We start from the raw sequence: 12181 nt of genomic DNA, 5'->3' as shown, positions 1-12181 counted from the left end.
GACATGGCGGAAGCACGGCGCTTCCGTCTTCCCCTTTTTCCCGTTCTTCCCGATTGGCCCATACAAACGCCATCCCGTTTCCATTCGTAACAACGGTTACAGCACATTGACCCTGTATTACCGACCCGCCCCGTATAACGTTCTTATGGGCAGGCAATAACCTGCCCGCAAAGGACAACGAAAATGAAAACGTGGATGATTGGGATCGCGGTGGCCGGCGCCGCCCTGCTCGGGGGCTGCGCGGTCTATCCGGCTTATCCGGCCTATGGCTACGGCGGCGGCGGGGAAGTGGCCGTGGCGCCGGCGCCGGTGTATGCCGCGCCCGCGGTGGTGGTGACGCCGGGGGTCTACGGCGGCTACTACGGCTATCGCGGCGGCTACTACGGCGGCGGCCGCCGCTACCGCTACTGGCATTGAGGCGGACGGGGCCGCGCCCGCCGCGGCCTCAGGCCTGGCCGTTGAGCCCGCCCCAGCTCGGCGCCAGCGTCTGCGGCACGTCGATCAGGTCGAGCACGCGGCCGACGGTGTGGTCCACCAGCTGGGCCACGCTCTGCGGCTTCTGGTAGAAGCCCGGCACGGGCGGGAAGATGATGCCGCCCATCTCGGTGACGGCGGTCATGTTGCGCAGGTGGGCCAGGTTCAGCGGCGTCTCGCGCACCATCAGCACCAGCTTGCGGCGCTCCTTGAGCGTGACGTCGGCCGCGCGCGTGATGAGGTTGTCGGACAGGCCGTGCGCCACCGCGGCCAGCGTGCGCATCGAGCACGGCGCCACCACCATCGCGTGGGACGCGAACGAGCCGCTGGCGATGGTGGCGCCGATGTCGCGCACGTTGTGCACGACGTGCGCGAACGCTTCGACCTCGGCCTTGCCCATGTCGAGCTCGTGCTGGAGGTTCATCACGCCCGCGGGCGAAATCAGCAGGTGGGTCTCGACGCCGGGCACGGCGCGCAGGATCTGCACCAAGCGCACACCGTAGACCGCGCCGGTGGCGCCGGTGATGGCGACGATCAGGCGCCGCGGCTTGCCGGCGCCCCGGCCTGCATCACCGGCTGCGCTCATCGCGTGCTCAGGCCTTGAGCAGCGATTGCAGTTCGCCGTTCTGGTACATCTCCATCATGATGTCCGAGCCGCCGACGAATTCGCCGTTGACGTAGAGCTGGGGAATGGTCGGCCAGCTCGCGTATTCCTTGATGCCCTGGCGGATGCCTTCGTCTTCCAGCACGTTGACCGTGGTCGGCGCGTCCACGCCGCAGGCCTTCAGGATCTGGATGGCGCGGCCGGAGAAGCCGCACATCGGGAACTGGGCGGTGCCCTTCATGAACAGGACCACCGGGTTGCCCTTGACGATCTGGTCGATCTTTTGTTGCACGTCACTCATGATGTCTCTTTCGGTTGCGCGGGGCCGGTCGTGCCGGCGGCCGCAGGCGGGGGAAATCGGCAGGCGCGCGGAGTGCACGCCATGAAGGAAACGATTTTACCGGAATCGGCCGTTCCCGTTCAGGCGCCGCCGCCGGATGCCGGCGGCGCCACAAAGCGCCGCGCGCCGCTGCAGCGCTCGTGGCCGGCGAGGTCGCGCGCGGTGAAGATGTCGGCCAGGCCCGCCGCCGCCAGCAGCCCGCGCGCGGCCTCGCCCTGGTCGTAGCCGTGCTCCATCAGCAGCCAGCCGCCGGCGCGCAGGCGCGCGTCGGCGCCGGCGACGATGGCGGCGAGGTCGGACAGGCCGTCGCCGTGGTCGGTCAGCGCGTCGACCGGCTCGAAGCGCAGGTCGCCCTGCGTGAGGTGCGGGTCGCCTGCCGGGATGTACGGCGGGTTGCTGACGATCAGGTCGAAGCGCAGGCCGTCCGGCAGCGCGGCATACCAGTCCGACGCCAGGAAGCGCACGTTGGCCGCGCCGAGCGCGCGCGCGTTGTCCTGCGCCACCCGCAATGCGCCTGCCGAGACATCGGTGGCCCAGACTTCCGCGTCCGGCCGCTCGCAGGCCAGCGTGACGGCGAGCGCGCCCGAGCCGGTGCCCATGTCGAGCAGGCGCGGCGCGGCCAGCGGCGCGATCAGCCTGAGCGCGGTCTCCACCGCGATCTCGGTGTCGGGCCGCGGAATCAGCACGTCCGGCGTGACGCGGAACGGGCGCCCGAAGAACTCGCGCTCGCCGAGCAGGTAGGCCACCGGCTCGCCGGCGAGCCGGCGCGCGAGCAGGGCGCCGAAGCGGTCGCGCTCGGTGGCGGCCAGCGTGTCGCCGTCGCGCGTGATCAGTTGCGTGCGGGTCAGCCCGGTGACGTGCGTGAGCAGCATGCGCGCCTCCAGCGCCGGCAGGCCGGCCGCCGTGGCCAGCGCCAGGGCATGGCGCACCGTGACGGTTTCAGGCAGGACGGCGGGCTGGGCGGGGGCGGGGCTGGACATGGGTGAAAGTCAGGCGGCGGACGGGCAACAAGCGAATGACGAGCGGGTGACAGGCGGGTGCCGGAAAAACGACGGGACGGGCGCGGGAAAGGCGCCGGGAAGGGCGCCGGAAAAAAGGAAAACCCCGCCTGGCGCGTGCCTCGGCGGGGTTCGCAGTGTAGCGCGCTTGTCCGCGCGGCGGCATTACTTGTTGACGGCGTCCTTGGCCTTGTCGGCGCCGGCGTTCACGGCATCCTTGGCGGCATCCTTGGCGCGCTGCATCGCGTTGCCGGCGTCCGTCTTGGCCTGCTCGGCGGCGGCGGAGACGTCGGCTGCGGCACCGCTGGCGGCGGCCTTGGCGGCGTCGGCGGCATTGCTGGCTGCGGCTGCGGCATCGCTGGCGGCGGCCTTGGCGGAATCGGCGGCGTTCTGCATGGCGCTGTCGGCGCTAGGCGTGGCGGGCGCTTCTTCCTTCTTGCCGCAGGCGGTCAGGGCAGCGGTGATCATCAACAGCGCGAGCAATTTCTTCATGATTTCGTCCTTTTGTCCATTAGGAGGGTCGACACGCCGCCCTCTGTGTGGCGACTCGGTCGAAATCGATTATAGACAGCGGCATATGTCACGCCAGTGCTGTTTCAAGCATTTACAACAGATACAAAGGTTTTCGTTAAGAGCCGATTTATAGGTTGCGAGATGGGTTATCGCGGCCCCGGCCGCCATAACCGGCGCCCGATAATGGCGGCGCCGCGCGGCCATTCATGCGATTAATGGTCCTCGCCGAGCGCCGCGAGCTGGTCGGCCTGGTGTTCCGCCGCCAGCGCGGACAGCAGCTCGTCGAGGTCGCCGTCCATGATCGCCTCGATCTTGTACAGCGTCAGGTTGATGCGGTGGTCCGTGACCCGGCCCTGCGGGAAATTGTACGTGCGGATGCGGTCGCTGCGGTCGCCCGAGCCGATCAGGTTGCGGCGGGTGCTGGCCTCCTTGGCCTGCGCGGCGCGCAGCTGCGCGTCCATCAGGCGCGCGGCCAGCACCTTCATGGCCTTGTCCTTGTTGCGGTGCTGGCTGCGGTCGTCCTGGCACTCCACCACGATGCCGGTGGGGATGTGGGTCAGGCGCACCGCCGAGTCGGTCTTGTTCACGTGCTGGCCGCCGGCGCCGGAGGCGCGGAAGGTGTCGACGCGCAGGTCGGCGGGATTGATCTGCACCTCGGCCACTTCGTCGGCCTCGGGCATCACCGCCACCGTGCAGGCCGAGGTGTGGATGCGGCCCTGCGCCTCGGTGGCCGGCACGCGCTGCACGCGGTGGCCGCCGGACTCGAACTTCAGGCGCGAGAATGCCGCGTCGCCGGCGATGCGGATGATGACTTCCTTGTAGCCGCCGAGGTCGGACGGCGATTCGCTCATCACCTCCACCTGCCAGCGCTGGCGCTCGGCATAGCGCGTGTACATGCGCAGCAGGTTGGCGGCGAACAGCGCGCTTTCCTCGCCGCCGGCGCCGGCGCGGATTTCCAGCAGCAGGTTGCGGTCGTCGTTGGGGTCCTTGGGCAGCAGCAGCTTCTGCAGGCTGATCTCCAGCGCCTCCAGGCGCGCGCGCGCGGCGCCGATCTCGTCGGTGGCGAACTCCTTCATCTCGGGGTCGTCCAGCAGCGCCTGCGCGGTGGCCAGGTCTTCCTGCGCCTGGCGGTACTGCGCGTACTGCTCGGCCACCGGCGACAGTTCCGCGTGCTCGCGCGTGAGCTTGCGGTAGACGTCGATCTTGGCGGTGGCGTCCTCGCGGGCGAGCAGGGCGTTGACTTCGTCGAGTCGCTCGGACAACTGGTCGAGCTTGGCTAGCATGCTGGCTTTCATGGGTATCCGGGCAGGGTCGCGCTGAAGCGGAGGTCGTACTGGGTTGGGGCGGATGCCGGCAGGCGGCGTCGGGATTGCATGTCCGGGCAAGATGCCGCGGCAGGCAAGGGCTGGTGGCGCGCAGGACGCGCGCCGCCGGTGGCAGAGCGCTGCTAGCGCTCGGAGTGGCTGCTGTGGCGGAACAGGCCCGGCACCAGGCGCAGCAGGGTTTCGCGGTCGTCGCCCTGGGTGTGGTTGAGCGCGTGGGTGGGGCCGTGCAGGAACTTGCGGGTGAGCGCGCCGGAGAGCGCCTCGAGCACCGCTTCGGGGTCGTCGCCGCGCGCCAGCATGCGGCGCGCGCGGTCCAGCTCGGCCTGGCGCATGGCCTCGCCCTGCGCCTGCAGGTCGCGGATGACGGGCACCACGCTGCGGGTTTCCAGCCAGTGCATGAAGTTCTGCACGCGGCTTTCGATGATGGCCTCGGCCTGCGCCACGGCGGCCTGGCGCATGGCGTTGCCTTCGCGCACGATGGCGCCGAGGTCGTCCACGGTGTACAGGAACACGTCGTCCAGGCGCGCGACTTCGGGCTCCACGTCGCGCGGCACGGCCAGGTCCACCATCATGATCGGGCGGTGGCGCCGCAGCTTGACCGCGCGCTCCACCGCGCCGAGTCCGATGATGGGCAGCGAGCTGGCGGTGCAGGACACCACGATGTCGAATTCATGCAGGCGCGCGCCCAGGTCCGACAGGCGGATCGCCTCGGTGGTCAGGCCCTGCTCGGCCAGTTGCTCGGCCAGCTTCTCGCCGCGCTCCACGGTGCGGTTGGCCACCACGATCTGGCGCGGCGTCTGCGCGGCGAAGTGCGTGGCGCACAGCTCGATCATCTCGCCCGCGCCGATGAACAGCACGCGCTGGGTCGAGACGCTTTCGAAGATCCGCTGCGCCAGGCGCACCGCGGCGGCGGCCATCGACACCGAATGCGCGCCGATCTCGGTCTGGCCGCGCACTTCCTTGGCCACCGCGAAGGTGCGCTGGAACAACTGGTTCAGGTAGGTGCCAAGCGCCCCAGCCTCGCCGGCGGTGCGCACCGCGTCCTTCAACTGGCCCAGGATCTGGGTTTCGCCCAGCACCATCGAGTCCAGCCCGCTGGCCACGCGGAACGCATGGCGCACGGCTTCGGACTGCGGCAGGGAATACAGGTGGGGCGCCAGTTCGCCGGCCGGCACGTTGTGGTGCTGCGCCAGCCAGCGCAGCGTGTGCTCGAAGCCGGCGTCGCCGTTGACCAGCACGTCGGTGGCGCAATAGATCTCGGTGCGGTTGCAGGTGGACAGGATGGCGGCTTCGGTGCCATTCCTGCCCGCCAGGTGCGTGCGCAGCGCCCCCAGCGCCGGCTTGATCTGCTCAAGCGGAAACGCCACCCGTTCGCGCAGCGAGACGGGCGCCGTGGTGTGATTGATACCGATCGCAAGCAGTTGCATGGTGGGGGACACGTCTTTGGGTCCGGGCCCCGCGGGGTGCCATGCTCCAGGCTGGCTGCCGCGCGGGCTTCAAAAGGCAAATCCGCGGCGCGGTTTCCACGCGGCGGATTCCGGCGCATTGCGCCGCCGAACCGGGCTACATTATAACGCCCGATGCAGAATTTGCTTCGGAAGGGCGGGGTCGGGAACGGTTTACCGTATCCTCCGAGCCACGTGGCGCCGGCGCTCGTGCCGCAAACGCCGCGTCATGGCACGGATTCTTGGGAAAAGTGATGCTTGGGACGCTGATTGTGGGCGTATTGGTCGGACTCGCCGCGCGCTCGCTCCACCCCTCGGGGCGGGTCAGCGTGCCGGCGGCCGTGGTGTTCGGCGCGCTTGGCGCGATGGCGGCCTTCTATGGCGGCCGCGCGCTGCACTGGTTCACGGACGGGCAGATGGCGGGCTGGTTTGCCGGCGTCGCCGGCGCCGGCGTGCTGGTCGGAGTCTGGGGGCTGGCGCGGCGGCGCTGACCGGCATTCTTGCCCGGGTTATCGTAGTGGCCCGTGGCGAATCGGTTTATTTGCGGTTGCGCAAGAATCGCCCCAATACCCCTTCCGAATAATGGCTGGCCACCTCGGTCAGGAACGCGGAAAAATCGACGTGCGCGGTATCGTCGGCGCGGTCCGACAGGGTCCGCATCACCGCATGGCGCACGCCATATTCATGGCAGACCTGCGCCACCGCGGCGCCTTCCATTTCCACCGCCAGCACGCCCGGCAGGCGCTCGCGCAATTCCGCCGCGGCCGCGGGCGAGCCGATGAACTGGTCGCCGCTGGCGATCATGCCCACGTGCAGCGCGGGCGCGCCGACGCCGAAGCGGGCCAGCACGTCCGCGGGAATCGCCGTGGGCAGCTCCTCGCGCAGATAGCCGTCCACGGCCGCGCGCAATTCGGCGGTCAGCGCCGGGTCGGCGGGGAATTCGGCGCGGTCGAGCAGCGGCACCTCGTGGCGGGCGAAGAACGGGCGCGCGTCCAGGTCGTGCTGCAGCGTGCGGTCGGCCACCACCACGTCGCCCACGCGCGTGCGCGCGCCGATGCCGCCGGCCAGGCCGGTGAAGACGATCTCGTCCACGCCGAACTCGCGCACCAGCGTCACCGTGGTGGCCGCGGCCGCCACCTTGCCCATGCGCGCCAGCACCAGCACGCAAGGCTGGCCGTACAGGTGGCCGACGTGATAGTCGCGCATGCCGATGCGCCGCACGGTGGCGCGCGCGTCGTCGTGGCGCATGGCGGCCACGAGGCCGTCGACTTCATCGTGGATGGCGGCGAGGATACCGAGGGTCATGGCGGGCGCAGGTAGAGAAACGCACAGCATACCGGCCCGCCGGGCGGTCGCAAAGCGGTGGCGGCGCCGGCAAGGAAAGCTGCGCGGCCGCGCGCGCGTTTGCTACAGTGCACAGGCGTATCCATCACACGGGACACCCATGCAGCCATCCTCGATGCAAAGCATGCAAGACCGGCGCGCCGTGCGCCAGGCGCTGGCGGACTGGCGCGAGCAGCATGCCATCGCCGCCGACGGCGTGGCCGCCGCCTGGCCGCGCGCCGAGCCCGACGCCGCCGCGTGGCGCCACTGGCTGGACCGCGCGCTGCTGGCGCTCGGCGCGGCGCTGCTGTGCGCCGGCGTGATCGTCTTCTTCGCCTTCAACTGGCAGGACCTGCACAAGTTCGCCAGGTTCGGACTGCTGGCCGGCGCGTTGAGCCTGCTGGCCGCCTTCGCGTGGCTGCGCCCGGGCGGCGACATGGCTGCCCGCGCCGCGCTGTGCGGCGCGCAGGTGGTGGCCGGCGTGCTGCTGGCCGTGATCGGGCAGGTCTACCAGAGCGGCGCCGACGCCTGGCAACTGTTCGCGCTGTGGGCGCTGCTGGCGGCGCCGTGGGCGCTGGCCGCGCGCGCCGCGCCGCACTGGTGGCTGGTGCTCGTGCTGGCCAACGTGGCGCTGCTGCGCTACTGCAGCGTGCGGCTGGGCGTGGGCGGCATGTTCGACCTGCTGTTCGGCGCGGCGGGCGAGCGCGGCACCACGCTGTTCCTGCTGGCCGCCGCGCTGGCGCAGCTCGCGCTGTGGTTCGCGCTGCGCGCCGCGCTGCCCGCGCTCGGCTTTCGCGGCCTGGCCGGCGCGCGCATGCTGGCCGCGCTGGCGTGCGCGTATGCCGGCTGGCTCGGCATCGGCAGCCTGCTGGACAGCCGCTTCGACGCGGCCATGTTCGGCCTTGCGCTGCTGGCGCTGGGCGCGCTGCTGGCCTGGTTCCGGCTGCGCGCGTTCGACGTGGTGGCGCTCAGCCTGGCCAGCTTCGCCCTCATCGTGATGGTGGTGACGGCCGCCGCGCGCGTGCTGCTGGACGGCAGCCACGCGGGCTTTGGCGCGTTCCTGCTGCTGGGGCTGCTGACCATCGGCCTGTCCGCCACGGCCGCCGCGTGGCTGCTGCGCGCCCAGCGCCAGCACGACGCGGCCTTCGCGCAAGGAGAGCCGGCATGAGCAACCAGCGCGAAATGGTGCAAGTAGTGCAGCGGCTGTGGCAAGACCTAGTCGCGCGCGGACTGGTGCACGCGCAGCCTGCGCCGGCGCAGGCGCGCGCGCCGTGGGCGGTGCGGCTGCTGATGGGCGCGGCCGGCTGGCTGGGCGCGATCTTTTTCCTGGCCTTCCTGCTCGGCTCGGTCTTCGTGGCCGCGCGCGACAGCGGCGTGGCGATGGCCCTGTGCGGCGCCGCCATGATCGCGCTGGCGGCGGTGCTGTACCGGAGCCGCACCGGCATCGCGCTCGAACAGTTCGCGCTCGCCGTGAGCCTCAGCGGGCAGAACCTGCTGGCGTTCGGCGCGGGCCAGGCCTACGGCGGCACCCGCCTGCTGGAGACCGCCGCGTTCTGGATCGCGCTGGCCTTGCTCGAAGCCGTGCTCTACGCGCTGGTGCGCAACCGGCTGCATCGCTTCCTGTGCGCGCTCGGCGTGTGGAGCGGCGCGGCGGTGGCGCTGCAACTGGCGATGATGCCGGACCTGCGCCATGCCTGGGAATGGACGGCGCTGTCGCTGGTCTGGCTGGCGCCGCTCGCGCTGGCCCTGCTGGCCGGATTCACGTGGGCCGAAGGCCGGCTCTGCGCCGCGGGCCGGCACGGCTGGCTCGAGCCGGCCGCGGATGCGACGCTGCTGTTCGCGCTCGGCGCCGCGCTGGTGGTGACTGGCCTGGGCACGCCCTACACCTTCCTGTTCGATGCCGAGACCGCGCGCCGTGCCACGCCATACTGGATGGCCGGCGCGCTGTGCGGCGCGGTGCTGGCCGCCTTCGTGCTCGCCGAGAGCGGCCGCCTGCGCCTGGCCGGCCCGATACGCGCCGCGGCCGTGGCGGGCGCGGTGCTGTTCAGCGCGCTGCTGGCCGGCGCGCCCGCAGTCGTTGCCGCCGCGCTCGCGCTCGGCCTCGCGCTGCGCCGCGGCTCGCTGCCGTGGCTCGGGCTGGCCGTGGCCGCGCTGGCCGGCGGCTTCATCTGGTACTACGGCGCGCTGCACTGGACGCTGCTGATCAAGTCCGCCACGCTGGCCGGCGCCGGCCTCGCCGTCCTGGCATTGCGCGCCGGGCTGCAACGCGCCGGCGCAAGGAGCTTGTCATGAAACGCTGGATCCTGATCGCCTGGGTGCTCACGCTCGGGCTGGCCGCCGCCGCCGTCGGCACCAGGGAGCACCTGCTCGCGCGCGGCGACACCGTCTACCTGCGGCTGGCGCCCGTCGATCCGCGCTCGCTGATGCAGGGCGACTACATGGCGCTGAACTTCGCCATTGCCGACGCCATCCGCGCGGCGCGCCAGCGGCAGGACCTGCCCGCCGAGCGCGAGCAGGTCGCCGTGGTCCGCCGCGACGCGCGCGGCGAAGCCAGCCTCGTGCGCCTGCATGCCGGCGAGCCGCTCGCCGCGGGCGAGCAACTGCTGCGCTTCCAGACCGTGCCGTCGCGCTGGGGCGGCGTGCAGGTGCAGGTATCGACCGACGCCTATTTCTTCCAGGAAGGGCAGGGCGCGCGCTTCGAGAAAGCGCGCTTCGGCGAGTTCCGTGTGGGGGCTGAGGGGCAGGCACTGCTGGTAGGGCTGCGGGACGAAAACCTGCAGCCCCTCTGAAACTGACATTCGCATACGATTCACGGCCACGCACCCGGCGATACCCCGTTTCGTTTTATTTCGAGATGGCTATATAAGACCGCTCTGATTGCGTGTCGCGGCATTGCCACAACGCGCAATGATTCGCGCAGGTCCTGCTTGGTATCGTCTTCAAGACATGGCGTAACGCTACGCGCGCGATGCGCAAAGCCGCGCCTCGCGCCTCGATCCCTGCGTGCCTTGACGGCACGTTCAGCCCAGGCGATCGCCGCACGGATTTCGTCATTTCCCGCAAGCCGCCGGCACCATCCATTCGCCCTGTACACCCGACGATGGAAGGGTGCGGGCATGGCGGCGCGCTGCCGTTACTCTTATCGGTTGTCCGGATTTCCGCGACCGCCCCGCGCGGCGGAGTCCGATGTCTGATGGGGCAATGAAGAGGAGAAATCTTAGTGAACAAGAAATCCAGCGCAATGCACCTGCTCGGGGCCGTGGCCCTGGCCGGGCTGCTCGGCGGCTGCGCGACGGAGACGTCGACCGCGCTGCCGGTGCAGAAAGTGGAAAGCGCGAGCCGCCCATACGCCGGCGTGCGCACGCCGATCGCCGTGGGCAAGTTCGACAACCGCTCGAGCTACATGCGCGGCGTGTTCTCGGACGGCATCGACCGCCTCGGCGGCCAGGCCAAGACCGTGCTGATCACGCATCTGCAGCAGAGCAACCGCTTCAACGTGCTCGACCGCGACAACATGGCCGAGATCAAGCGCGAGGCGGAGATCAAGAGCCAGGCGCAGCGCCTGAAGGGCGCCGACTACGTGATCACCGGCGACGTGACCGAATTCGGCCGCAAGGAAGTCGGCGACCAGCAACTGTTCGGCATTCTCGGCCGCGGCAAGTCGCAGGTGGCCTACGCCAAGGTCGCGCTCAACGTGGTCAACATCGCCACCTCGGAAGTCGTGTTCTCCAGCCAGGGCGCCGGGGAATACGCGCTGTCCAGCCGCGAGGTGATCGGCTTCGGCGGCACGCAGAGCTACGACTCCACGCTCAACGGCAAGGTGCTCGACCTGGCCATGCGCGAAGCGGTCACCAACCTGATCAGCGGCATCGAAAGCGGAGCGTGGAAGCCGGGCAATCCGTAAAGCCGGTGAGACCGGCCAGGCCGGTTCGTTTGTCGAAGAGGAGAAGAAGTGAAAGAAGTCAAAAAGCAAAAGCAGTACCGGCCGTGGCGCCCCGTGGCGCTGGCCTTGACGGGAAGCGTTCTGCTGGCCGGGTGCGCGGCACCCAAGACCCTGTACCAATGGGAAAGCTACCAGCCCCAGGTCTATGAATACTTCAAGGGCGAGCCCAAGCAGGCGCAGATCGAAGCGCTCGAGCGCGACATGCAGAAGATCGCGGCCGCCGGCGCCACGCCGCCGCCGGGCTACCACGCCCACCTGGGCATGCTCTACGCCGAGATCGGCAAGGACGACCAGATGGTGCAGGAATTCCAGACCGAGAAGACCCTGTTCCCCGAGTCGGCCACCTATGTCGATTTCCTGATGAAGAACGTCAAGCGGGGTGAAGACAAGAAATGAAGCCCATGTTCAAACGCCTTTTCGCCGCCGCCGCGATCACCGTGCTCGCCGCCGGCTGCGCCGCGCCGCGCAAGAACGTCGACTACACCGCGTTCAAGTCCAGCCGCCCGCGCTCCATCGTGGTCCTGCCGCCGCTCAACGAATCGCCCGAGGTGAAGGCGACCTACAGCATGCTGTCCCAGGTCACCTACCCGCTGGCGGAGTCCGGCTACTACGTGCTGCCCGTGGCGCTGGTGGACGAAACCTTCAAGCAGAACGGCCTCACCACCCCCGGCGACATCCACCAGGTCGCCCCGGCCAAGCTGCGCGAGATCTTCGGCGCCGACGCCGCGCTCTACATCACGGTATCGAAGTACGGCACCTCGTACATGGTCATCAACAGCGTCACGGCCGTGACCGCCAGCGCCAAGCTGGTCGACCTGAAGACCGGCGCCACGCTGTGGAGCGGCAGCGCCTCGGCCACGGACGACCAGGGCAACAGCGGTGGCGGGCTGATCGGCGCGCTGGTGGCCGCGGCGGTCAAGCAGGTGCTCAACAACGTCACCGAAGCCGGGCACAAGGTGGCCGGCGTGACGAGCACGCGGCTGCTGTCGGCCGGGCATCCGGGCAGCATCCTGTTCGGGCCCCGGTCGCCTCGGTATGAGACGGATTGAGGTTGGTTGTGATTGGGTTTGAGTGGCTGGTTTGAAGGGCTGCTTGGACTTGGGAGCCCCGCGGGTTGATGGACTTGTGGGGCTTTTTGTTGGGGCGGCAGAGTCGGTATGCCGAATGCTCGGAATTGTCTTGTGAGCCGATTCTCAAATGCTGCGACAGCAGCGCT

At 69.8% G+C, this 12181-nt stretch carries 15 protein-coding genes; 8 read left to right on the top strand and 7 right to left on the bottom strand.

Features of this window, described 5'->3' with window-relative positions; all coding sequences use genetic code 11:
* Window positions 1–183 precede the first annotated feature (183 nt).
* Window positions 184–417, top strand: coding sequence for a hypothetical protein (locus KF708C_RS32520; protein WP_059415924.1), 234 nt, complete (start codon window positions 184–186; stop codon window positions 415–417).
* A gap of 28 nt (window positions 418–445) precedes the next feature.
* Here the strand turns inward: KF708C_RS32520 and KF708C_RS32515 are convergent, their stop codons facing one another.
* From KF708C_RS32515 to hemA, 6 genes are all read right to left on the bottom strand, one after another.
* Window positions 446–1060, bottom strand: coding sequence for a UbiX family flavin prenyltransferase (locus KF708C_RS32515; protein WP_020202000.1), 615 nt, complete (start codon window positions 1058–1060; stop codon window positions 446–448).
* A gap of 7 nt (window positions 1061–1067) precedes the next feature.
* Window positions 1068–1379 carry a Grx4 family monothiol glutaredoxin gene (grxD, locus tag KF708C_RS32510; protein ID WP_020423715.1) on the bottom strand — a complete coding sequence of 104 codons (312 nt, stop codon included), beginning with the start codon at window positions 1377–1379 and terminating at the stop codon, window positions 1068–1070.
* 119 nt (window positions 1380–1498) lie between these two features.
* The gene (gene prmC / locus KF708C_RS32505) at window positions 1499–2398 is read right to left on the bottom strand and encodes a peptide chain release factor N(5)-glutamine methyltransferase (protein WP_059415922.1); all 900 of its coding nucleotides are present in this window, start codon (window positions 2396–2398) and stop codon (window positions 1499–1501) included.
* 183 nt (window positions 2399–2581) lie between these two features.
* Window positions 2582–2908 carry a hypothetical protein gene (locus KF708C_RS32500; protein WP_020201997.1) on the bottom strand — a complete coding sequence of 109 codons (327 nt, stop codon included), beginning with the start codon at window positions 2906–2908 and terminating at the stop codon, window positions 2582–2584.
* Between the two features lie 233 nt (window positions 2909–3141).
* The gene (gene prfA, locus KF708C_RS32495; protein WP_020201996.1) at window positions 3142–4224 is read right to left on the bottom strand and encodes a peptide chain release factor 1; all 1083 of its coding nucleotides are present in this window, start codon (window positions 4222–4224) and stop codon (window positions 3142–3144) included.
* Between the two features lie 152 nt (window positions 4225–4376).
* Complete coding sequence (gene hemA / locus KF708C_RS32490; protein ID WP_020201995.1) at window positions 4377–5681, bottom strand: glutamyl-tRNA reductase; 1305 nt, start codon at window positions 5679–5681, stop codon at window positions 4377–4379.
* Between the two features lie 272 nt (window positions 5682–5953).
* Between hemA and KF708C_RS32485 the strand changes: the two genes are divergently transcribed.
* The gene (locus KF708C_RS32485; protein ID WP_020201994.1) at window positions 5954–6190 is read left to right on the top strand and encodes a hypothetical protein; all 237 of its coding nucleotides are present in this window, start codon (window positions 5954–5956) and stop codon (window positions 6188–6190) included.
* 46 nt (window positions 6191–6236) lie between these two features.
* Here KF708C_RS32485 and KF708C_RS32480 read toward each other — a convergent pair whose 3' ends face one another.
* Window positions 6237–7004 (bottom strand): 5'-methylthioadenosine/adenosylhomocysteine nucleosidase, encoded by a 768-nt coding sequence (locus KF708C_RS32480; RefSeq protein WP_059415920.1) that lies wholly within the window; start codon window positions 7002–7004, stop codon window positions 6237–6239.
* Between the two features lie 154 nt (window positions 7005–7158).
* Here KF708C_RS32480 and KF708C_RS32475 point away from each other — a divergent pair, with 154 nt between their 5' ends.
* The 6 genes from KF708C_RS32475 (at window position 7159) to KF708C_RS32450 (ending at window position 12014) form a co-directional block, all read left to right on the top strand.
* On the top strand, window positions 7159–8190 hold the full coding sequence (locus tag KF708C_RS32475; protein WP_059415918.1) for a DUF2157 domain-containing protein: 1032 nt from the start codon (window positions 7159–7161) through the stop codon (window positions 8188–8190).
* Complete coding sequence (locus tag KF708C_RS32470) at window positions 8187–9314, top strand: DUF4401 domain-containing protein (protein ID WP_059415915.1); 1128 nt, start codon at window positions 8187–8189, stop codon at window positions 9312–9314. The genes KF708C_RS32475 and KF708C_RS32470 overlap by 4 nt, the downstream gene beginning before the upstream one ends.
* The gene (locus KF708C_RS32465) at window positions 9311–9811 is read left to right on the top strand and encodes a GDYXXLXY domain-containing protein (RefSeq protein ID WP_059415913.1); all 501 of its coding nucleotides are present in this window, start codon (window positions 9311–9313) and stop codon (window positions 9809–9811) included. The genes KF708C_RS32470 and KF708C_RS32465 overlap by 4 nt, the downstream gene beginning before the upstream one ends.
* Window positions 9812–10263: 452 nt before the next feature.
* Window positions 10264–10926: a CsgG/HfaB family protein gene (locus KF708C_RS32460; protein ID WP_020201989.1), complete on the top strand. Its 663-nt coding sequence runs from the start codon at window positions 10264–10266 to the stop codon at window positions 10924–10926.
* Window positions 10927–10974: 48 nt separating this feature from the next.
* Window positions 10975–11361 carry a DUF4810 domain-containing protein gene (locus KF708C_RS32455; RefSeq protein ID WP_020201988.1) on the top strand — a complete coding sequence of 129 codons (387 nt, stop codon included), beginning with the start codon at window positions 10975–10977 and terminating at the stop codon, window positions 11359–11361.
* Window positions 11358–12014 carry a DUF799 domain-containing protein gene (locus KF708C_RS32450; RefSeq protein ID WP_020423711.1) on the top strand — a complete coding sequence of 219 codons (657 nt, stop codon included), beginning with the start codon at window positions 11358–11360 and terminating at the stop codon, window positions 12012–12014. The genes KF708C_RS32455 and KF708C_RS32450 overlap by 4 nt, the downstream gene beginning before the upstream one ends.
* The last annotated feature ends 167 nt before the right edge of the window (window positions 12015–12181 follow it).

Origin of the sequence: Cupriavidus basilensis, from assembly GCF_000876015.1 — a bacterium.
In the GTDB taxonomy this organism is placed as follows: Bacteria; Pseudomonadota; Gammaproteobacteria; order Burkholderiales; family Burkholderiaceae; genus Cupriavidus; species Cupriavidus basilensis_B.
This window is presented reverse-complemented; position numbering and strand designations above follow the sequence as displayed.

Bases quoted from the DNA above. Each gene is read 5' to 3' on its own strand.
- KF708C_RS32520 (WP_059415924.1), top strand. From the start codon at position 184: ATGAAAACGTGGATGATTGGGATCGCGGTGGCCGGCGCCGCCCTGCTC.
- KF708C_RS32515 (WP_020202000.1), bottom strand. From the start codon at position 1,060: ATGAGCGCAGCCGGTGATGCAGGCCGGGGCGCCGGCAAGCCGCGGCGC.
- grxD (WP_020423715.1), bottom strand. From the start codon at position 1,379: ATGAGTGACGTGCAACAAAAGATCGACCAGATCGTCAAGGGCAACCCG.
- prmC (WP_059415922.1), bottom strand. From the start codon at position 2,398: ATGTCCAGCCCCGCCCCCGCCCAGCCCGCCGTCCTGCCTGAAACCGTC.
- KF708C_RS32500 (WP_020201997.1), bottom strand. From the start codon at position 2,908: ATGAAGAAATTGCTCGCGCTGTTGATGATCACCGCTGCCCTGACCGCC.
- prfA (WP_020201996.1), bottom strand. From the start codon at position 4,224: ATGAAAGCCAGCATGCTAGCCAAGCTCGACCAGTTGTCCGAGCGACTC.
- hemA (WP_020201995.1), bottom strand. From the start codon at position 5,681: ATGCAACTGCTTGCGATCGGTATCAATCACACCACGGCGCCCGTCTCG.
- KF708C_RS32485 (WP_020201994.1), top strand. From the start codon at position 5,954: ATGCTTGGGACGCTGATTGTGGGCGTATTGGTCGGACTCGCCGCGCGC.
- KF708C_RS32480 (WP_059415920.1), bottom strand. From the start codon at position 7,004: ATGACCCTCGGTATCCTCGCCGCCATCCACGATGAAGTCGACGGCCTC.
- KF708C_RS32475 (WP_059415918.1), top strand. From the start codon at position 7,159: ATGCAAAGCATGCAAGACCGGCGCGCCGTGCGCCAGGCGCTGGCGGAC.
- KF708C_RS32470 (WP_059415915.1), top strand. From the start codon at position 8,187: ATGAGCAACCAGCGCGAAATGGTGCAAGTAGTGCAGCGGCTGTGGCAA.
- KF708C_RS32465 (WP_059415913.1), top strand. From the start codon at position 9,311: ATGAAACGCTGGATCCTGATCGCCTGGGTGCTCACGCTCGGGCTGGCC.
- KF708C_RS32460 (WP_020201989.1), top strand. From the start codon at position 10,264: ATGCACCTGCTCGGGGCCGTGGCCCTGGCCGGGCTGCTCGGCGGCTGC.
- KF708C_RS32450 (WP_020423711.1), top strand. From the start codon at position 11,358: ATGAAGCCCATGTTCAAACGCCTTTTCGCCGCCGCCGCGATCACCGTG.